Here is a 19,845-nt window from a genome sequence, read left to right on the forward strand (position 1 = left end):
ATGTCCGAACTGCGCTTCACCAAGGACCATGAATGGGTTCGCCTGGAGGGCGACGTGGCCACGGTCGGCATTACCGACCATGCGCAGAATGCGCTCGGCGACGTGGTCTTCGTGGATCTTCCCGAGGCCGGCCGCGAAGTGACCGCCGGCGAGGCCATCGCCGTGGTCGAGAGTGTGAAGGCCGCATCGGATGTCTACGCACCCGTGGCCGGCCGCGTGCTGGAATCCAACGCCGCGCTCGGCGAGAATCCCGGGCTCATCAATTCCTCCCCAACCGACGAAGGCTGGTTCTTCCGGCTGGAGGGCGTGGACGCCGCCGCGCTCGGCGCGCTGATGGACGAGGCCGCCTACGCCGCCTTCCTGGAGACCGTCGCATGAGTGCGCTTGACGACCTTACCGCGCTCGAGGATCGCGCCGAATTTGTCCGCCGCCACGTCGCGCCCTCGGACGCGGAGATCGCCGCGATGCTGCGCGAGGTCGGCGCCGGGAGCCTTGACGACCTCGCCGCCAAGACGGTGCCCGCCGCAATCCGCGAAGGCTTCCGCGCCGCGCTGCCCGAGGCGGTCCCCGAAGCCGCCGCCATTGCAGAACTGCGCGCGCTCGCCGCAAGGAATCGCACCGACGTCAAGTCGCTGATCGGCCTCGGCTACCACGGCACGCTGACACCGCCGGTGATCCTGCGCAACGTGCTGGAGAATCCGGGCTGGTACACCGCCTACACCCCCTACCAGGCAGAGATCGCGCAGGGCCGGCTTGAGGCGCTGCTCAACTTCCAGACCATGGTGACCGACCTCACCGGCCTGCCGGTCGCCAACGCCTCGCTGCTCGACGAGGCGACTGCCGCGGCGGAGGCGATGACGCTCGCCCATGCCGCGACCAGGTCAAAATCCGACGTTATCGTGGTGGCGTCCGACGTGCTGCCGCAGACCCTCGCCGTGCTGCGCACCCGCGCCGAGCCGCTCAGCGTCGAGGTGGTGGTCGCACCGCCGGCCGAGGTTGCGGCGGTTGTCGCGGACCGGAAACCCTTCGCGCTGCTTCTGCAATACCCCGGTGACAGCGGCGAGGCGCGCGACCTGCGCACGGAGATTGCCGCGGTGCAGGCGGTCGGCGGGCTGGCCATCGTCGCCGCCGACCCACTCTCCCTCGTTCTGCTGACGCCGCCGGGCGAGATGGGGGCGGATGTGGTCGTCGGCTCCACCCAGCGCTTCGGGGTGCCGATGGGCTTTGGCGGCCCGCACGCCGCCTACATGGCGGTGAAGGATCCGCTCAAGCGGCTGATGCCGGGGCGGCTCGTGGGTGTCTCCGTGGACGCCGCGGGCACGCCCGCCATGCGCCTCGCCCTGCAGACGCGCGAGCAGCACATCAGGCGCGAGAAGGCGACCTCCAACATCTGCACCGCGCAGGTGCTGCTGGCGGTGATGGCCAGCATGTACGCCGTCTGGCACGGTCCGGAGGGTCTGAGGCGCATCGCCCGCCGCGTCGCGCTGCAGGCGCGGATGGTTGCGGGCGCGGCGAAGGCCGCCGGCTTCGCGCTGCGCCACGACACCTTCTTCGATACCGTCGCGATCCAGGCCGGTGAGCGGCAGGAGGCGCTGATCGCCAATGCGCTCAAGCGCGGATTCAACCTGGCGCGCTACGCGAGTGGCGGCGTCGGCATCGCGCTCGACGAGACGGTGACGCGCAAGGACTTGGCGCAGCTGGTCGCGGCCATTGCCGAGACGGCGCACGCCCAGCCGCCGACGCTGGAGGCGATCGTCCCGCATGGCGGCTTGCCGGAGGCGCTCGCGCGCCAGTCCGCCTTCTGCACCGCGAGCGTCTTCAACAGCCACCATGCGGAGCATTCCATGCTCCGCTACCTGAAGTCGCTGGAGGACAAGGACGTCGCGCTGAACCGCAGCATGATCCCGCTGGGGTCCTGCACGATGAAGCTGAACGCGACGGCCGAGATGATCCCCGTCACCTTCCCAGGCTTCGGCGCCATCCATCCCTTCGCGCCGGTGGACCAGGCCGAAGGCTACATCGAGATGATCCGACGGCTGGAATCCTGGCTGGCCACGATCACCGGCTTTGCCGCCGTCTCGCTGCAGCCCAATGCCGGCAGCCAGGGTGAGTACGCCGGGCTGCTCGCGATCCGTGCGTACCACCACGCGCGCGGCGAGGGCCATCGCGATGTCTGCCTGATCCCGAGCAGTGCGCATGGCACCAACCCCGCCTCCGCAGTCATGGCGGGGATGAAGGTGGTCGTCGTGGGCTGCGACCGCGAGGGCAACGTGGACCTCGCCGATCTGCGCGCGAAGGTGGAGCAGCACGCGGGGAAACTGTCCGCGCTGATGGTCACCTACCCCTCGACACATGGTGTGTTCGAGACAGAGATCCGCGAGATCTGCGCGCTGGTCCATCAGAAGGGCGGGCAGGTCTACATGGATGGCGCGAACATGAACGCGCAGGTCGGCCTCACGTCGCCGGCCGCAATCGGCGCCGATGTGTGCCACCTGAATCTCCACAAGACCTTTTGCATCCCGCATGGCGGCGGCGGGCCGGGCGTCGGCCCGATCGGCGTGGCCGCGCATCTCGCGCCGCATCTGCCAAATCACCCGTTGGTGGCCGAGGCCGGGCCCGCCACCGGCTTCGGCCCGGTCAGCGCTGCGCCCTTCGGCAGCGCCTCCATCCTGCCGATCTCCTATGCCTACATCCGCATGATGGGGCCGGAGGGGCTGACGCGCGCGACAGAGGTGGCGATCCTGAATGCCAACTACATCGCCGCGAAGCTCGCGCCGCACTATCCGATCCTCTACCGCGGCAGGAACGGTATGGTCGCGCATGAATGCATCCTCGACTGCCGCGGCTTCCAGCAGAATGGCGGCGCGACGGTGGAGGACATCGCCAAGCGCCTGCAGGATTTCGGCTTCCACGCGCCGACGATGTCCTGGCCGGTCGCCGGCACGCTGATGGTCGAGCCGACCGAGTCCGAGACCAAGGGCGAGCTCGATCGGTTCATCGAGGCGATGATCGCGATCCGTGGCGAGATCCGCGCCATCGAGCAGGGCCGCGCCGACCCGCGTGACAACCCGCTGAAGAACGCGCCGCACACGGTTTCAGAAGTGATGGCCGACGATTGGAAGCATGCCTACACCCGCACGCAGGCCGCCTTCCCGCTGCCCTGGATCGCCGCACGGAAATACTGGCCACCGGTCAAGCGCGTGGACAATGTCCATGGCGACCGTCACCTTGTCTGTACCTGCGCGCCATTGGAAGCCTACGCGCAGGCGGCTGAGTGAAGGGGTGATCTGGCGACGTCCGGCATTCTTCACGTCGGACGTTCGCCGGGCGCGCAACTGAAACGGCGCTGCGCCTCGGCGTACTAGCCTGTTCAGACGGGCCGAATAGCCTGCAAGGCCCGCTCTGAACGTTCGATTGCAGACCTTGTTCTGCCGGATTGCTGTCCCGAAACCTCGACCGAAGCCAAGATCAGGTCGAGAGGCCCGTCGTGATGGCGGTAAAGAGCGGCATAAGCGCAGCCGCCAATGGCGGCGTGCTCACCGCCAGAGTACCAATGATCGCTGCGCCGATCACGCCATACTCAAGGCTGCTGATGCCTCTAGTGTCAGCCGCCATCGCTTTCAGGAGATTGAGCATGGTCCGCGCTCCGGCCTGTCCGGTCCGGCGTCACCGTAGCTGATGGCTTACCGCGCTGCAACCGTGACGATGTCCAAACGGCGGATTGCGGCTTTCCCGTCAGTTCGGGCGGAAGCGCGCCGAAACAGCCGGTCCGGCTTCTGCGGGCGCCATCCGCTCGAAGGCGGCCTGGACGTTGGGCATCAGGCCAACCGATGCAGCGGCCAGAACTGACGCCAGCAGGGCGCCAAGCAGGGCATACTCCAGGGCCGCCACGCCACGACGGTCGCAACCTCGAGACGAAATCTCGACAATGAAGCGCATCGGTCAGGCCACCCACCCTTGCCCGCCGCGAATGTCTAAATCATCGCGGAATTCGCGAATGTCTAGCCGACCCATGCCTACAATGCAAGGTTTCCTTGCCGGTTCGGCAGACAAAGCGACGCTTGCGCATTCCAGGCGGTCCAGCGACCCTCAATGAATGACCGAGCCGTCGCCCTGGACCGTCCTGGAAAGCCAAACGCTGATCGAGGACCGCTGGATCAGCCTGCGCGCCGACCGGCTGCGGAACGCCGCCGGTGAAGAACTCACGCCCTGGTACGTGCTCGCCTACCCGGACTGGGCAGTCGTGGTTCCCCTGACCGCGGACGACCGGCTCGTGCTGATCCGCCAGTGGCGGCATGCGGTCCAGAACTGGTGCCTGGAACTGCCGGGGGGCGTCATCGACGCTGGCGACGCCGACGCCATTGCCGCCGGGCGGCGCGAACTTCTGGAGGAGACCGGGCACGCCGCGCAGGCTTGGCGGCACCTCTACGCCGCCTGGCCGAACCCGGCGATCCAGACCAACCGATTGCATGTCCTGCTTGCGAAGGACGTGACGGAGGTGGCGCCGGTGGCCCATGAGCCAGGCGAGAGCATACGGGTCGAAGCCTGGCCGGTCGCGGATGTCCTCGCCGCCATCACCGAGGGCGCTTTCGGCCAGGCGATGCATGTCGGCGCCATACTGGCGGGGCTCGCCGCAGCCGGGCGCATCCGGGTGTGAACGCGCCCCTGATCGCGCCGGTCGCCGCCCACCACAGGGCTGACTGGGAGCGGCTCTATGCAGGCTATGCCACCTTCTACAAGGTCAGCCAGACGGCGGAGATGCGCGATACGGTCTGGAACTGGTTGATGGACACCGACCACGAGGTGAACGGCCTGGTGGCGGAGAATCAGGACGGCCGCGCCATCGGGCTCGCGCATTACCGTCCCTTTGCAAGGCCGCTCTCGGCGAGCATCGGCGGCTTCCTCGATGACCTGTTCGTCGCACCCGAGGCGCGTGGCGGCCGCGTGGCCGACGCGCTGATCGAGGCCGTGGCCGCCGAGGGCCGCCGCCGCGGCTGGAGCGTGATTCGCTGGATCACCGCCGACGACAACTACCGCGGCCGCGGCGTCTACGACCGGCTGGCGACTCGGACCATGTGGATCACCTACGACAAGAAACTGCCGTGAAGCCCTCACCCGGCCCGCTGCCTTGGGCCCAGATGTCGCGCCGCGCCCTGCTCGCACTGGTCACCGCCGCTCCGACAGGAAGCGCACGCGCATCATTGCCGGAACCGCGGCGCACCCTCTGGCGAGACGCCACCCGCGACCGGGACATCCCGGTTCTGCTGCGCTTCCCCTCGGCAAACGGGCTACGACCGGCCGTGCTGATCAGCCACGGCCTCGGCGGCTCTCGAGAGGGGCTCGCCTATCTTGGCCAGGGCCTCGCCGAGGCAGGCTTTGTCGCCATCCATCTACAGCATCCCGGCAGCGACAGTGCGATCTGGCGCGGCGCGGCGCAGCGCGGCCACGCGCTTGCCGCGGCGGCGCTCGATGTCCGGAACGCCCTGGCCAGGCTGCAGGATGGGATCTTCGCCGTGGACGAGCTGCTGCGTCGCGCCGAAGCCGGGGGCGATCCGCTCGCCGGCCGGGTGGATCCCGAACGGCTGGCGATGGCCGGGCATTCCTACGGCGCTTGGCTGGTGCAGCACATGATGGGACAGCGCATCCCCGGTGGAGGCCGGGGGCTGCCGCTGCCGGAGCGACGTTTGCACGCCGGCATCGCCCTGTCGCCCTCGCCGCCGCGCGGATTGCCGCCACAGCTTGCGTTCGCGGCGGTGGAGACGCCCATGCTGCACGTCACCGGTACCGCGGACCATGGCTGGGTGGAGGGCGCCAGCCCAGGCGACCGTGAGATCCCCTTCCGCTTCATAGCGCGCGCGCCGCAGGTGCTCGCCGTATTGGCAGGCGCTGCGCATTCGGCTTTCGCAGATGAGGGCGCGGTTGGCGGTCGCTGGGCGGAGCCCACCTATCATGCGCGCACCGCGGCGCTGGCCGTTCTGTTCCTGCGCGCAGTGCTGGAGAAGGACGTGAATGCCCGCGGCAGGCTCGCCGCGGGCGCGCCCGCTGTACTCGCGCCGGGGGACCGCCTTGAGGTGAAGGGGTTCTGACCTCGGTCAGGCGTCGCCGACGATCTGCCGGACGAGGCCCGTGCCCTCGCAGGTCGGGCAGGGCTGCTGCCCCCGGCGCCCACTTCCCTTGCAGTCAGGGCAGGGAACGTCCCCCGTCTGCTTCCCGTCCGGCTCGTCCCCTGGCTTGCTGCTGGCCATGCGCGCTCAACGCGATCTGGCGCCGCGGGGTTGCGGTCCGCGCCACCAGGACGCCGATGAGGCCGGGGGCAATCCGCGCCGCGGTGCGGCCGTTGGTGCTCCAGCCGGTCCCACCAATTCAGCTTGGCGGAGAGCAACGGCCGAGCTCACCGAATGAGAACGGGGGCCACAGGGGCCCCCGTCCTGCATCCGCCCTGGCAGGCGGCCATTGATCGCCGCAGCGGAGATCAAGCGGCGCGGAGCGCTCGCGGCAGATCGGCGACCGCATCGTCGATCAGTTCGGCATCGGCCCCGGCATCGATATTGGCCGCCAGCACCTCGCGCGCCGCGGTGACCGCCACTTCGGTCGCAGCGGCGCGGACTTCGGCCACCGCGCTCGCCTCGGCCGCGGCGATGCGGTCGAGGGCCATGCGCTCGCGCCGCTTTGCGCTCGCCTCGGCCTCTGCCGCGGCAGCCTGGGCGACGCGCTCAGCCTCGGCACGTGCGCGGGCGAGCATGTCTTCCGCCTCGCGGTGCGCGGCGGTGCGCTCGGCATCGGCCTGACGGCGCATCTCCTCCGCCTCGGCGCGCAGCCGCGCGGCCTCGTCAAGTTCTGCCCGGATGCGCGCGCCGCGACCGTCGAGCATCGCCGAGAGGCGTGCCCAGGCCATGCGCCCGACCAGGGCAAAGAAGACAACGAAGGAGACCGCGACCCAGAATTTCGGGTCGAGCCAGAAGTGTTCGTAAGTGTGGTCCATCCCGATCCCCCCTCAGGCCCGCGCGCGGGCGGCGAGAACCCGGTCCACCGCGCGGCCGACCAGGGCCGGATCCACGCGACCCGTCAGCTTCGCGACCAGGGATTCCGCCGTCTCGGCCGAAACCTGGCGCAGTGCGCCCATCGCAGCGTCGCGCGCGGCGGTGATGCGGCCCTCGGCCTCCTCGATCTGCTGCGCAAGGCGGCGGTTGAGTTCCTCGCTGCGGGTCGCGGCCTCGGCCTGGGCCTGCTGCAGCGCTTCGGCGATCGCGGCCTGGGCTTCCGCCCGCGCCCTGGCAGTCGCCTCGCGGTGTGCGGCCATTGCGGATTCGGCCTCTGACTTGGCGCCCTGCGCAGCTTCGAGGTCGGCAGCAATCCGGGCCGCACGATCCGCGATGACGCTGCCCACCTGCGGCAGGGCGTAATGCGCCATGACGTAGTAGAGCAGGCCGAAGATCAGCAGCAGCCAGACGATGTTGGCCAGCAAATAGCGGCCCTGCAGCGGATGCCCAAAGGCCAGCTGCGGCATGCCCTCGACCGGCACCGCGCCGACCGTGGCCGCCAGGGCCAGGGAAGGAAGTGCGAGCCCGCCCAGCACGGCGGCGGTCACTAGCCCACGCATCGTGTGCTCCTCAGTTGCGGTCGCCCCGGCGATGTCGAGCCGGGGCTCCTGGCGCAGCGGTGCGGGACCGAATCTCATCCCGCGCCGCATGGCGCCCACCCGGAACCTGGGACAGCCGCGATTGCGGCTGCCCGATCCGGCTCAGGTGAAGAGGATGAGGAAGGCGATGAGCAGGGCGAAGAGCGCGACGGCCTCGGTCAGCGCGAAGCCCAGGATGCCGATCGGGAAGACGCTGTCGCGCGCGGCCGGGTTGCGGCCGACGGCCGAGACCATCGCGGAGAAGATGCTGCCGATGCCGATGCCGACGCCCGCGAGCGCGATGACGGCGATGCCGGCCCCAAGGGCCTTCGCGGCGAGAACTTCCATGGGAAAAATCCTTCCGTGGATTGTCGGGTGGGTGGGTTGGCTGTCCGCCGACGGTTCAGTGCAGATGCACTGCGTCGTGCAGGTAGATGCTGGTCAGGATCGCGAACACATAGGCCTGCAGGAAGGCCACCAGGATCTCGAACCCCACCAGGGCAACGTTGAGCGCCAGCGGCAACGACGCGCCGAGCACGCCGAGCACCCCCGCGCTGCCGCCGATCAGCACCACGAAGGTGGCGAAGACCTTCAGCATGACGTGGCCGGCGACCATGTTGGCGAACAGACGCACCGAGAGGCTGACCGGCCGTGACAGGTAGCTGATCAGCTCGATGGGAATGATCAGCGGCGCCAGCGCCTTGGGCGCGCCCTCGGGGAAGAAGTAACCGAAGAACTTCGTGCCGTGGATCGCCAGCGCGACGATCGTCACCAGCAGGAACACCACAGCCGCCAGGGCGAAGGTCACCGCGATGTGGCTGGTGAAGGTGAAGGCGTAGGGCAGCAGCCCGAGGAGGTTGCCGACCAGGATGAACATGAACAGGGAGAACACGAAGGGGAAGAAGCGCTTCCCTTCGTCCCCGATCTGCCCCGTCACCAGGTCGTGGATGAATTCATAGGCCGATTCGGCCAGCGCCTGCACGCGGCCCGGGATCAGCGCGCGCTGGCGGGTGCCGAGCATCATCAGCGCCGTGATGATGCCGACCGCGAGCAGCATGTGGGCGCTGGACTGCGTGAAGCCGACGGCATCGCCCAGAGCGCCGAACACCGGCTTCAGCTCGAACTGGCTGAGCGCGTCCATCGTCGTGCCTTCCGCCGCCACTCTTGCGATCCCCCGGTGCGGCGCCGCGCGTTGCGGAGCCTCGTTCTGCCTTACGGACGACCGCGCGGAGCGAACAGACGATAGACGTTCAGCACACCGGCGGCGCTGCCGAGAACGAAGAACACCAGGAAGAGCCACGGCCAGGTGCCGAGCCAGCGGTCAAGGAACCAGCCGATCCCGATACCCACGACGAGCGACGAGACAAGCTCGACCCCCGCCCGAAACCCGACGCCCCAGTTGCCCCTTGGCAAGCCCGCCTTCGCCGACCCGGGATCCTTCCCGCGCCGTGCCTGGGCCTGCCGCAACCGCTCCTCGAAGCTGTCCTGTTCCGACACGCGCTCCTCCCTGCGGTTCCCCCGCCCGGAAGGCGGCCCGCTCCTACGGCGCGGGGGGGTTTGTGTCAAGGCGACCACGGCGGTGCAGCAAAGCCACGAGCCCGGTGCCGGGCGCGGACCGGGCCGTCGGAGCGGGTCATCCGCCGATGAAGCCGCCGGACTGTCGCTGCCACAGCCTGGCATAGACGCCGCCCGCGCGCAGCAGTTCGGCATGCGTGCCCTGTTCCGCGACACGCCCGTTCTCCAGCACCACCAGCCGGTCCATCCGCGCCAGCGTCGAAAGCCGGTGCGCGATGGCAATCACGGTCTTGCCGGCCATGAGCCTGTCCAGGCTCTCCTGGATCGCCGCCTCCACTTCGGAGTCGAGCGCGCTGGTGGCTTCGTCGAGCAGCAGGATCGGCGCGTCCTTCAGCAGCACGCGGGCGATGGCGATGCGCTGACGCTGGCCGCCGGAGAGCTTCACCCCGCGCTCGCCGACATGCGCGTCATAGCCGCTGCGGCCGCGCCAGTCGGAGAGCTGCTCGATGAACTCATGCGCCTCGGCGCGGCGCGCGGCCTGTTCGACCTCCGCCTCGGCCGCATCGGGTCGGCCGTAGCGGATGTTCTCGCGGATCGAGCGGTGCAGCAGCGCGGTATCCTGCGTCACCACGCCGATGGCGCCGCGCAGCGATTCCGCGGTGACGCCGCCGATATCCTGCCCGTCCACCAGGATGCGACCTTCCTCCGGGGCGAAGAAGCGCAGCAGCAGGTTGATCGCGGTGGTCTTGCCGGCGCCGGAATGGCCGACCAGCCCGACACGCTCGCCAGGTGCGATATGGAGGTCGAAGCCGTCCAGCACCGCGCCCCGCCGGCCGTGCAGCACATCCTCGGGCGCGCGGCCATAGCCGAAGCGCACCTGCTCGAAGCGGATCTCGCCGCGCGTCACCACCAGCGGCCGCGCGCCGGGCGGGTCGGGCGCGGTGGGGGGCACAGCGATCGAGCCCATCGCTTCCTGCACCACGCCGATATTCTCGAAGATGCCGGCGACGTTGAAGGCGACCCAGCCGGAGATGTTGGCGATCTGCCAGGCCATGGGCAGCGCCGCCGCCACCATCGCCAGCGCGATGTCGCCGCGCGACCACAGCCAGATCGCCAGCCCCGCCGTGGCGACGATCAGCGCGGCGTTCAGCGTGGAGAGGAGGAGCGAGTTCAGCGTGACGAGTCGCGTCTGCCTGCCGAAGTCGTAGTTCAGCTTCTCCAGCGCCTCGCGCACATGCGCGTCCTCCTGCTCGGCGCGGGCGAACAGCTTGACGGTGGCGATGTTGGTATAGCTGTCCACCACGCGGCCGGTCAGCGCGCTGCGCGATTCGCTTGCCCTGCGCGAACGGTCGCGCATCCGCGGCACGATCAGCCGCAGCAGCGTCGCGTAGAGCGCGAACCACAACAGCATCGGGATGGCCAACCGCGCATCCGTGCTGGCCAACGCGAGCACCGCACCGGTGCCATAGACCAGGATGTACCAGACCGCGTTGACCGATTGCACCACGCTCTCGCGCAGCGCCGGGCCGGCCTGCATGACCCGGGTGGCGATGCGGCCGGCGAAATCCTCCTGGAAGAACGGCAGGCCCTGGCGGATGACGTGCCAGTGCGCCTGCCAGCGGATCATGGAGGTGACGCCGGGAATGATCCCCTGCTGCGTCACCAGGTTCTGGCAGAGGATCGCCACCGGCCGGCCGAACAGCAGCAGCGCCGCCATGCCGGCGAGCGTGCCGCCGGCCTCCTCCCAGATCCGCCCCGGCCCATGCTGCTCCAACAGGCCGACGACGCGACCGATGAAGATGGGAATCAGCAGGTCGAGCAGCGCGACCGCCAACCCCGCCGCGAACAGCGCACCGAACAGGAGGCGGGCCTGGCGGGCGAAGTGCCAGTAGAAGCCGAGCAGGCTGCGGGGCGGCGGGCCGTCCGGCACCTGCACGCCGAGCACCCGCGCGGCACGGCCGCCAGGCGGCGCCACCGGATCGATGACGGTCTCGAACAGACGGAAGGGGAGCATTGCCGCAGCAACGCGCCAGGCCGGCGGTGGCGTCAACCGTCCGGCCCGCGCCAGCGGGCGAGGCGGGAATCGCCCTCCATATCCGCCACCAGCCAGGTCATCCGGTCGAGGAACCAGAACTTCGACAGCATCGCGACGGCGAGCCCGGTCAGCGTCGCCCATGGCAGCAGCCAGACCAGGCCGTAAATCAGCAGCAGCCCGCCCGCCGCCGCCATCGCATTCAGCAGCTTCGGCGCCAGGCGATGCCGCGGCGGTACCGGCGTCTCTTTGCGTTCCAGCCACAACCGCTCGCCCAGCACCGCGCGTGACCCCCAGTTCTCCAGCCTGCGCGGCGGCGGGAAGGCGCGCGGGTTCACCCAGGTCCAGGCGAGCAGCGCCGCAACCGGCAGCAGCGCCCACCAGCCGATCCATTCCCGGCTCCAGACGGCGAGCACCAGCAGCGGCAGGATCGGCACGCGGGTCCAGACGCTCCACGGATTGGCGTGGCGCGCCCAGGCCCCGTCATCCATCCGGTGCAGCCGCGCAAGGCGCCCCTCCGGTGTCATCCCGGCGGCGACATACGGCGGATCACCTCCTCCGTGCTGACATCCTCGATATGGCTCGCCAGGTGCCAACGATGGCCGAAGGGATCACGCAGCGTGCCCATGCGGTCGCCATAGGGCTGGTCCGTCGGAGGCCGTTCCGCGGCGGCGCCGGCCGCGGTGGCGCGGGCGAAGGCAGCGTCCACCTCCTCCACATACAGCACCAGCGAGACCGGCGTGCCGCCGAAATGGCCGGGACCATAGGCGTCATGATCCGGCGACTGCTCACCGAGCATCACCACGCTGTCGCCGATCCGGAACTCGGCATGCATCAGTGTGTCGTTCGCGCCGGGCAGGCGCATCGTCGCCTCAGCCCCGAGCGCCTCGACATACCAGGCGAGCGCCCGCTTTGCGTCCTGCACGACCAGATAGGGGGAGACGCGCGGATAGCCCGGCGGAATGGGGGAGACAGGCATGTGCGGATCCTCCTGCTGGAGGCCGGCATGATGCCTGCAGCGGCGGTGCCGGTTCAAGAACATATCATGAACGTGATCTGACTGCTCCGGATGGCGGAGAACGTCACCCCGCGACGGGACCCTCCACCAGTTCCACCGCGCGCTGCAGGTCCACGCTCAGCAGGCGGGAAACGCCGCGCTCCTGCATCGTCACGCCATACAGCCTGTGCATCCGCGCCATGGTCAGTGGATGGTGCGTCACGATCAGGAAGCGCGTGCCGCCGCGGCCCTGCTCGTCGCCGGCCGCCATCACCTCCAACAGGTCGCAGAGCCGCTCCACATTCGCATCATCGAGCGGCGCATCCACCTCGTCCAGCACGCAGACCGGCGCCGGGTTGCAGCGGAACACCGCGAAGATCAGCGAAAGCGCCGTCAACGCCTGCTCGCCGCCGGAAAGCAGGTTGAGCGAAGCGAGCTTCTTCCCCGGCGGCTCGGCATAGATCTCGAGCCCCGCCTCCAGCGGATCGTCGGACCCGACCAGCGCCAGATGCGCCCGCCCGCCGCCGAACAGGCGCGTGAAGAGGTTGCGGAACTCGGCATCCACCTTGTCGAACACGACCCTCAGGCGTTCCCGGCCTTCGCGGTTCAGATGGCCGATCGAGCCGCGCAGCTTCGCGATGGCAGTGGCGACCTCGGAACGCTCAGCGTCGATCGCGCCGCGGCGCGCATCGAGGTCGTTGAGCTCCTGCTCGGCACGCAGGTTGACCGGCCCCATCTCCTCCCGCTCGCGGGTCAGGCGGTCGAGCTTCCTGCGCGCCTTCTCCTCGGCGGAGTCCGAGAGGTCCGCGACGTCGGCCGGCAACTCGGCATGCGCCTCGCCGAGCCGTTCGGCGACGCGTTCCTCGACCGACAACGCCGCCGCCTCGGCGGTTTCCTTGGCGCCTTCCGTGCGCACCTGGGTTTCGCGGGCCGCAGCGAAGCGGGCATCGACCTCGCGGCGATGCGCGGTGGCCTCGCGCAGCTCCGTCTCGGCGGCGCGCAGCGCCTTCGCGGCCGCCGCATGCGTGGCCTCCGCCTCCACCAGCAGGCGCGCGGCGGTAGCGCGACGGGCGGCAGCGGCTTCCGGCGCCTCGGCGAGGGTGGCGACCTCGGCCTCCGCCTCGAACAACCGGGTGGCGAGATCCTCGCGCCGTGCCTGCGCCTCGCCCCGGCGCAGCGACCATTCCTCGCGCTCCGGCCCGATCGTCTGCTGCCGCGCCGCGATCCGCGTCGCCTCGGCGGCGAGCGCGGCGCGAGCATCGCGCGCCTCGGCCTCGGCGGTGCGGGCCGCGGCGAGCGCGGTGCGGGCCTGCTCCACCTCAGCGCGCAGGGCGGCAAGGTCGGGCGCGGCCTCGCGCGCCGCCTGCGCCTCGGCGAGCGCGGCCTCCGCGGCAGCGCGTTCGGCGGCCATGCGCTCCATCTGCGGCGCGAGCGCGGCGAGCCGTGCCTCCGCCTCCGCCGCGCGGGCCGTCAGCGCCTGCGCCTCCTGCCGAGCACGGGCGAGGTTGGCCTCGGCGGTGCGGCGCGCCTCCCGAGCGGCGGATTCAGCCTGCACGGCCGCGTTCTCGGCCTGCGAGGCGGCCTCGCGCGCGGCGCGGGCGGCAAGGGCATCCGGGGCGGCGGCGCGGGCGGCACGGGCCTGCTCCAGCGCCGCGGCGGCGGAATGCAACTCGGCGTCCAGCCGCGCAAGTTCCGGCTCCACCGCGGCGAGCCGCTGCTCGGCCTGGGTGGCACGGGCGGCGATGCGCTCGGCAGCGGTAGCGGCGGTGGCGGCCTGCCGCTCGGCCTCGCTTCGCAGCTGGCGCTGCCGCGTCTCCTCGGCGCGGGCGAGCTGCTCGGCCTCGGCGGCGGCGGAGCTGGCTGCCAGCGCGGCGGCGACGTCCGGCGTGGCGGCGCTCGCCGCTCGGGCAGCCTCGAGTGCGACGGCTGCGGCGGCGATCTCGGCTTCCAGCCGGTCGAGCTCGGGCGCAAGGGCAGCCAGGCGCTGCTCGGCCTGGGCGGTGCGCGCGGCGATCCGCTCGGCCTCCGCGATGGCCGCCGCGGCGCGGCGCTCGGCTTCGGCGCGGGTCTCGCGGCAGCGGGCTTCCTCTGCCCGGGCGAGTGCTTCCTCAGCCTCCGCCTCGGCTCGGAAGGCGAGTGCGACGGCGGCCATTGCCTCGGCCTGGTCCAGCAACACCTGCGCCGCGCGCAGCTTGTTGCGCTGGGCGAGCCGCACGGCCCCGGGACTCGGCGCGCCGGCGCGGGCGCAATGCCCGTCCCAGCGCCAGAGCGCGCCATCCTCCGTCACCAGCGCCTGGCCGGGCCGGAGCGCCGCCTGGAGGGCCGCGCCATCGGCGCCACGCGGCAGCAGCCCGACCTGCGACAAGGCGCGGGCCAGCGCCGCCGGCGCCTCCACCAGCCGCGAGAGTGGCGTCGCGCCATCCGGCAGGATGGGCAGCGGGTCGAGCGGCGGCAGGTTCCGCCAATGGCGCGGGGCGCCCGGGGAGCGCGGATCGTCGAGCGGGCTGTCCAGCGCCTCCCCGATCGCCGCCCCCAAGGCAGCCTCCAGGCCGGATGGCACACCGATGGCGTCCAGCACCGGGGCGAGGCCGGGGGCGACTTCGCGCGCCTGCATCATCTCGGCGAGCGCGGCGACCTCGGCGGCGGCCTTGGCGCGGGCGCCTTCAGCGTCGGTGGCGGCGGCGCGAGCGGCCTCGTGGCGGGACTGGGCGGCGGCGCGGGCAGCCTCGGCGCCATCCAGCGCGGCACGGCCGTTGCGCAGCGCCGCCTCGGCGGCCTCGGCCTCGGCCAGTACGGACCGGCGTTCGTCGTCCGGCACCAGGGCGGCGCGGGCGGCGTCACGCTCGACGGCCAGGCGCTGGTGCTGCTCGGCCAGCTGCCGTGCGGCGGAGTCGGCGGCTTCCAGTGCGGCGCGCGCACGGGTGCGAGCGGCCTCGGCCCCGGCGGCGGCGCTGCGCGCCTCCTCGTGGTGGGACTGCGCGGCGGCACGCGCGGCCTCCGCGGCTTCCAGTGCGGTGCGGGCCGCAACCAGCACGCCATCGGCTTCGGCAGCCGTGCGGACGGCCGCGTCGCGCTCGGCCTCGGGGACCAGCGCGACGCGTGCAGCGTCGCGTTCGGCCGCGAGCCGGGCATGCTGCTGGGCCAGACGCCGCATCGCGACCTCGGCGGCCTCAAGCCCGGTGCGGGCGCGGGTCTCGGCCTCCTCAGCCTCGGCGGCGGCGCGGCGGGCGGCCTCGTGGCGGGATTGCGTGAGCGCGCGCTCGGCCTCCATGCCGGCCAGCGCCCCCTCGGCGGCAGCGAGCGCGGCTTCAGCCTCGGCAGCCTGGGCGGCGGCGCCATCCAGCGCGGCCGCCGGTACCCGAGCTTCTTCGGCCGCCCCCTGCTCGGCGGCCAGCCGGGTGGCCTGCTCGGCCAGACGCTTGGCGCGGGTCGCGGCGTCGGTCTCGGCGGCGGCGAGCGTCGCGGCCTGGGCGGCGGCCTCGGCGGCGAGCTCGGTCGCGCGGTCAGCGGCGAGCGCGGCCTCCCGCACCGTTTCGGCCGCTTCGGCCTCCGCCTCGGCGGCGGCGGCGGTCCGGTCCGGGAGGGACCCGGCCGCGGCGTCGAGCTCCGCGGCCTCTGCGGCGAGGCGGCCTTCGGCCGCTTCGGCATCAGCCTGCAGGCGCGCGGCGTGGCCGAGATCGCGGGCCAGAGCGTCCCGACGCGCCTCGGCCCCGGCCAATGCATCAAGCGCGCGGGCTTCCTCGGCGCCGAGCGTCTCAGCCTCGACGCGGCGGCGTTCCAGCGCGGTGCGGGCCTGCGCCTCCGCCTCGCGCGGCTCGGGCAGGCCCTGCTCGGCGGCAAAGGCGCGCTTCGCGGCGCCCTCCGCCTCGAACTCGGCCTCGCCAGTGGCGTGGCGGGCGCGATCGAAGGCCTGCTTCGCCTCGGCCAGCGCGGCCTGGGCGCGGGCGCGCAGGATAGCCAGCCATTCCACCTCCGCCCCGCGCACCAGGCCGGAGAGATTGCGGTAGCGCGCCGCCTGCCTCGCCTGGCGCTGCAACCCCTGGCGCGCACCCTCCATCTCGTTCAGCAGGTCCTCGGCGCGGGCGAGGTTGTTCTCCGCCTGGCGCAGCTTGAGCTCCGCCTCATGCCGGCGGGCGCGCAGCCCGGCGATGCCGGCGGCTTCCTCCAGCACGGCGCGGCGGTCCTCGGGCTTGGCCTGGATCAGCGCCGCGACCCGGCCCTGGCTGACCATGGCGGAGGACCGCGCGCCGGAGCCGATATCGGCGAACATGGTCTGCACGTCGCGCGCGCGCAGCTCCTTGCCGTTGACGCGGAAGGCGCTGCCGGCGCCCCGCTCGATCTTCCGCACGATCTCGAGCTCGGGTGCCTCGGCATTGGGCGGCGGGGCGAGGCCGGCGGCCTCCTCCAGCGTCAGCGTCACCTCGGCGAAGTTGCGCGAGGCGCGGCTGGCGGTGCCGGCGAAGATGACGTCCTCCATCTCGCCACCGCGCATGGTCCGCGCGTTGGTCTCACCCATCGCCCAGCGCAGCGCCTCGACGATGTTGGACTTGCCACAACCATTCGGGCCGACGATGCCCGTGAGGCCCGGCATCACCTCCACCAGCGTCGCCTCGGCGAAGGACTTGAAGCCGGCGATACGCAGGCGCGTCAGCCGTGCGGTGCGGGCAGCGGCGATCTGCGCCCCGGTCCGGCCCGGCGAGTCGGTCTGGGCCTCGCCGGCCGAAGCCGGCGCGGCGGGCGGCGCGCCCTCCTCCGCAGGGGCGGCGGGGGGAACGCCCTCCATTCAGCGGGTCTCGGCGACGATGGCGGCGAAGCGGTCGAACGCGATGTTGCCTGGCACGACGCGGCTGCCGAAGACGAAGGTCGGAGTGGAGTTCACGTTGTGCTCCTGCTGCCCCTTCACGCGCTGCTCCAGGATGGCGCGCTGCAGTTGCGCATCCACCAGCGCCTGCTCGAAGGTCTCGCGGTCCATGCCGGCGACCGCCGCGAGCTTCCACAACTCCTCCTTGCGGTCGGCGGTGCGGCTGAACGCCCAGCGGTCCTGGGTGGCGAACAGCGCGGAGATGAAGGGCTCGTAGCGCTCGGGTGGCAGACTGCGCGCGAGGCCCGCGGCGGCCAGTGCCAGCTGGTCCAGCGGGAAGTCGCGGAAGATCACGCGGACACGCCCGGTGTCCACCAGTTCCCGCTTCACCTGCGGCCAGGTCTCCCGGTGGAAAGCGGCGCAATGGCCACAGGTAAGGGAGAAATACTCGATCACCGTCACCGGCGCGTCGGCCTTGCCGACCGAGCGTTCTGTCAGTCGCGGATCCGGCGCCGCTGGCTGGGCGGCGGCCAGGCGCGGCAGGGTGAGGCCGGCGGCGGCGAGGGCGAGAAGGGCACGGCGATGGGTCATGTAATCGGCCTCCGGCAGGGCGAGGCGGGGACTCCGAGGTCCCCTCAGCCCTTCCGATAGACGCCGCGGGCGAGGTTTTCCAGCGCTTGCCGCAGTTCCCCCTCCGGCAGGGCGCCGATCCGTGCCTCCACCCCGGCCGGAAGCGCCGCGTCCGGCCGGGGCGGCGCCGGGCCGCGGCGGCCGCTCGCGGCGGCCTGCTGCACGAAACGGAGCCGTTCGACCGCAAGGCGGCCGAGATGGCCGTTGATCCGGCCGATCAACTCCGGCGCGAGGTGCTGCAGCTCCATCGCCACCGGGCCGGCGCAGGCAAGTGTCAAGGTGCCGGCCGAGAGCCGCAGCGGCGAGGTCACCGCCGCGAGCGCCGGCCCGACGATCAGGGCCCAGTCGGCGAGGACCTGGCTGCCGGCCGGGCTCTTGCGGCGAAAGGCCGGGCGGGTCACGGAGGGGATCAGCGATCCGAGCGGCATGGGGGCCGCCGGGAAGCGCCTGCCCTCCCCCTCCTTGGCCATCGGTGATTCCTCCGCCCGCTTCCGACCTGCTCGTCTGGTACGACCGGCACCGCCGGGACCTGCCCTGGCGGGATAGCACGTCCCGGCCTGACCCGTACCGCGTGTGGCTGTCGGAGGTGATGTTGCAGCAGACCACGGTCGCCGCGGTCGGCCCGCGCTATGCGCGGTTCCTGGCGCGGTTCCCGGATGTCCGGGCACTCGCCGCAGCACCGTGGGAGGAGGTGGCGGCGGAATGGGCCGGCCTCGGCTACTACGCCCGCGCGCGCAACCTGCATGCCGGGGCGAAGGCGCTGGCCGAGGGCAGCTTCCCGTCCACGGTGGAGGGGCTGCGGGCGATCCCGGGCATCGGCCCCTACACGGCAGCGGCGGTGGCCGCGATCGCCTTCGGCGCGCCCGTGGTGCCGACCGATGGCAATGTCGAGCGCGTCACCGCCCGCATCCACGCCGAGGAGATGCCGCTGCCGGGCGCGAAGAGGCGCCTCGACGCGCTGGCGCAGCGCTGGATGGAGCAGCAGGCCGCCCGCGCACGGCCCGGCGATTTCGCCCAGGCATTGTTCGACCTGGGAGCGACGATCTGCACCCCGAAGCGCCCCGCCTGCGCCCTCTGCCCCTGGCGGGCGGGCTGCGCGGCGCATCAGGCCGGCATCGCCGAGTCGCTGCCGCGCAAGGCGCCGAAGCCGCTCCGGCCGCTGCGCTACGGCGTGCATTTCGCGCTGACCGACCCCGCCGGCCGGCTGCTGGTGCGCCGCCGGGCGGAGAAGGGCCTGCTCGGGGGGATGCTGGAGATCCCCGGCACCCCATGGCGGAGCGAGCCCTGGACCGAGGCCGAGGCGCTTCCGCATGCCCCTCTGCCCGCGCTGCGCTGGGCGCCGCTGCGCGGCGAGGCGCGACACGGCTTCACCCATTTCGAGTTGCGCATGACCCTTCTGCACGCGGCTTCGGCAGGCGATCCACTGGGCGGCTGCGCCTGGATGGACGCCGCCGCCGCGCGGGCGGCGATGCCCACGGCGATGCGCCGCCTGCTCGCGCTGCTGGACAGCGCTGCCGGGCCCGTGGATAGCTGACGTGACTGTTGAAAGACTCGCCCCGATGGCCCTTGCCCTTCCCGCCCCGCGCAGCGCGCTGCGCTTCGTCCTGCTGGCGCTGCTCGGCTCCTGGCTGCTCGCGGCCTCTGCGCATGTGACCGTGCCGATGTGGCCCGTGCCGGCGACGCTGCAGACGATGGTGGTGCTGCTACTCGGCGCCGTGGGCGGCCCATCGTTCGGGGTCGCCGCGGTGGCGGCCTATCTCGTCCAGGGTGCGGCGGGGCTGCCCTTCTTCGCGGGCGGGGCGGCAGGCCCGGCGGTGCTGGTCGGGCCGACCGCCGGCTACCTGCTCGGCTTCCTCGCAGCGGCCTGGCTGGCCGGCCAAGCGCAGGGCATCTCCTGGCGGCGGCAGGCGGCACTGTTGCTGGCGGCGCATCTGTTGGTCTTCGTCCCCGGCATCACCTGGCTCGCCGGCTTCATCGGCTGGCAGCAGGCGCTGGATGCCGGATTCCTTGTCTTCCTGCCCAGCACCGTCGTGAAGACCGCTCTGGCGCTGGCGCTGCTGAAGGCGCTCGGGCGCTGAGCTCGGCGGCCCCTGCTCAGGACAGGGGGCGATAGCGATCCGAAGCTCCGCCGGCAGGGCGGCGTGCTGCGCCCGCTAAGAGGCTGTCTCTGAACGCTGGTGGAACGTGGGTTGGGTTGACTGCGGCGGGCGTGATTCCAAGGGGTTGTCGAGACCGAGTTGGAATCCTGCCCG

20 protein-coding genes are annotated in these 19,845 nt (G+C 71.8%); 7 read left to right on the forward strand and 13 right to left on the reverse strand.

The annotated features are described in order from the left end of the window. Positions 1-378, forward strand: a complete 378-nt coding sequence (gene gcvH, locus ACESM1_RS21365; RefSeq protein ID WP_372623229.1) for a glycine cleavage system protein GcvH — start codon at positions 1-3, stop codon at positions 376-378. After that, entirely contained in the window at positions 375-3,278 is a 2,904-nt protein-coding gene (gcvP, locus tag ACESM1_RS21370) for an aminomethyl-transferring glycine dehydrogenase (protein ID WP_372623230.1), read from the forward strand. Before gcvH ends, gcvP begins: the two co-directional genes overlap by 4 nt. A gap of 190 nt (positions 3,279-3,468) precedes the next feature. Here gcvP and ACESM1_RS21375 read toward each other — a convergent pair whose 3' ends face one another. Beyond that, a complete protein-coding gene (locus ACESM1_RS21375) occupies positions 3,469-3,636 on the reverse strand; it encodes a Flp family type IVb pilin (protein ID WP_372623231.1) in 168 nt (55 codons plus the stop codon). 99 nt (positions 3,637-3,735) lie between these two features. Next, on the reverse strand, positions 3,736-3,939 hold the full coding sequence (locus ACESM1_RS21380) for a hypothetical protein (RefSeq protein WP_372623232.1): 204 nt from the start codon (positions 3,937-3,939) through the stop codon (positions 3,736-3,738). Between the two features lie 157 nt (positions 3,940-4,096). On the opposite strand from ACESM1_RS21380, the gene ACESM1_RS21385 reads away from it, so the two are divergent. The 3 genes from ACESM1_RS21385 (at position 4,097) to ACESM1_RS21395 (ending at position 6,086) form a co-directional block, all read left to right on the forward strand. Beyond that, complete coding sequence (locus tag ACESM1_RS21385; protein ID WP_372623233.1) at positions 4,097-4,657, forward strand: NUDIX hydrolase; 561 nt, start codon at positions 4,097-4,099, stop codon at positions 4,655-4,657. After that, entirely contained in the window at positions 4,654-5,106 is a 453-nt protein-coding gene (locus ACESM1_RS21390) for a GNAT family N-acetyltransferase (protein ID WP_372623234.1), read from the forward strand. Before ACESM1_RS21385 ends, ACESM1_RS21390 begins: the two co-directional genes overlap by 4 nt. Before the next feature lie 194 nt (positions 5,107-5,300). Next, positions 5,301-6,086 (forward strand): alpha/beta hydrolase family protein, encoded by a 786-nt coding sequence (locus tag ACESM1_RS21395; protein ID WP_372623235.1) that lies wholly within the window; start codon positions 5,301-5,303, stop codon positions 6,084-6,086. Positions 6,087-6,472: 386 nt separating this feature from the next. Here ACESM1_RS21395 and ACESM1_RS21400 read toward each other — a convergent pair whose 3' ends face one another. The 11 genes from ACESM1_RS21400 to ACESM1_RS21450 all read right to left on the reverse strand — a co-directional run bounded on the left by ACESM1_RS21400 (position 6,473) and on the right by ACESM1_RS21450 (position 18,063). Further along, positions 6,473-6,982, reverse strand: coding sequence for a F0F1 ATP synthase subunit B (locus ACESM1_RS21400; protein WP_372623236.1), 510 nt, complete (start codon positions 6,980-6,982; stop codon positions 6,473-6,475). A 12-nt stretch (positions 6,983-6,994) separates the two neighbouring features. Then, positions 6,995-7,600 carry a F0F1 ATP synthase subunit B' gene (locus ACESM1_RS21405; protein WP_372623237.1) on the reverse strand — a complete coding sequence of 202 codons (606 nt, stop codon included), beginning with the start codon at positions 7,598-7,600 and terminating at the stop codon, positions 6,995-6,997. A 141-nt stretch (positions 7,601-7,741) separates the two neighbouring features. Continuing rightward, on the reverse strand, positions 7,742-7,966 hold the full coding sequence (locus ACESM1_RS21410) for an ATP synthase subunit C family protein (protein WP_372623238.1): 225 nt from the start codon (positions 7,964-7,966) through the stop codon (positions 7,742-7,744). Positions 7,967-8,021: 55 nt separating this feature from the next. Continuing rightward, positions 8,022-8,759, reverse strand: a complete 738-nt coding sequence (locus tag ACESM1_RS21415; RefSeq protein ID WP_372623239.1) for a F0F1 ATP synthase subunit A — start codon at positions 8,757-8,759, stop codon at positions 8,022-8,024. 71 nt (positions 8,760-8,830) lie between these two features. After that, entirely contained in the window at positions 8,831-9,115 is a 285-nt protein-coding gene (locus ACESM1_RS21420; protein ID WP_372623240.1) for an AtpZ/AtpI family protein, read from the reverse strand. 136 nt (positions 9,116-9,251) lie between these two features. Continuing rightward, a complete protein-coding gene (locus ACESM1_RS21425; protein WP_372623241.1) occupies positions 9,252-11,147 on the reverse strand; it encodes an ABC transporter ATP-binding protein in 1,896 nt (631 codons plus the stop codon). A gap of 32 nt (positions 11,148-11,179) precedes the next feature. Next, positions 11,180-11,692, reverse strand: coding sequence for a DUF6653 family protein (locus ACESM1_RS21430; protein ID WP_372623242.1), 513 nt, complete (start codon positions 11,690-11,692; stop codon positions 11,180-11,182). Then, positions 11,689-12,144, reverse strand: a complete 456-nt coding sequence (locus tag ACESM1_RS21435; protein WP_372623243.1) for a VOC family protein — start codon at positions 12,142-12,144, stop codon at positions 11,689-11,691. Before ACESM1_RS21435 ends, ACESM1_RS21430 begins: the two co-directional genes overlap by 4 nt. 103 nt (positions 12,145-12,247) lie before the next feature. Then, on the reverse strand, positions 12,248-16,945 hold the full coding sequence (locus ACESM1_RS21440) for an AAA family ATPase (protein WP_372623244.1): 4,698 nt from the start codon (positions 16,943-16,945) through the stop codon (positions 12,248-12,250). Continuing rightward, the gene (locus ACESM1_RS21445) at positions 16,946-17,554 is read right to left on the reverse strand and encodes a thioredoxin domain-containing protein (RefSeq protein WP_372623245.1); all 609 of its coding nucleotides are present in this window, start codon (positions 17,552-17,554) and stop codon (positions 16,946-16,948) included. Between the two features lie 44 nt (positions 17,555-17,598). Then, positions 17,599-18,063 (reverse strand): DUF721 domain-containing protein, encoded by a 465-nt coding sequence (locus ACESM1_RS21450; RefSeq protein ID WP_372623246.1) that lies wholly within the window; start codon positions 18,061-18,063, stop codon positions 17,599-17,601. Positions 18,064-18,068: 5 nt separating this feature from the next. Here ACESM1_RS21450 and ACESM1_RS21455 point away from each other — a divergent pair, with 5 nt between their 5' ends. Both ACESM1_RS21455 and ACESM1_RS21460 read left to right on the forward strand, forming a co-directional pair. Then, positions 18,069-19,127 (forward strand): A/G-specific adenine glycosylase, encoded by a 1,059-nt coding sequence (locus ACESM1_RS21455; RefSeq protein WP_372623251.1) that lies wholly within the window; start codon positions 18,069-18,071, stop codon positions 19,125-19,127. A 1-nt stretch (position 19,128) separates the two neighbouring features. Next, positions 19,129-19,671, forward strand: coding sequence for a biotin transporter BioY (locus ACESM1_RS21460; protein ID WP_372623247.1), 543 nt, complete (start codon positions 19,129-19,131; stop codon positions 19,669-19,671). Positions 19,672-19,845: the final 174 nt, after the last annotated feature.

The sequence above is a fragment of the Falsiroseomonas sp. genome, from assembly GCF_041690465.1.
In the GTDB taxonomy this organism is placed as follows: domain Bacteria; phylum Pseudomonadota; class Alphaproteobacteria; order Acetobacterales; family Acetobacteraceae; genus Falsiroseomonas.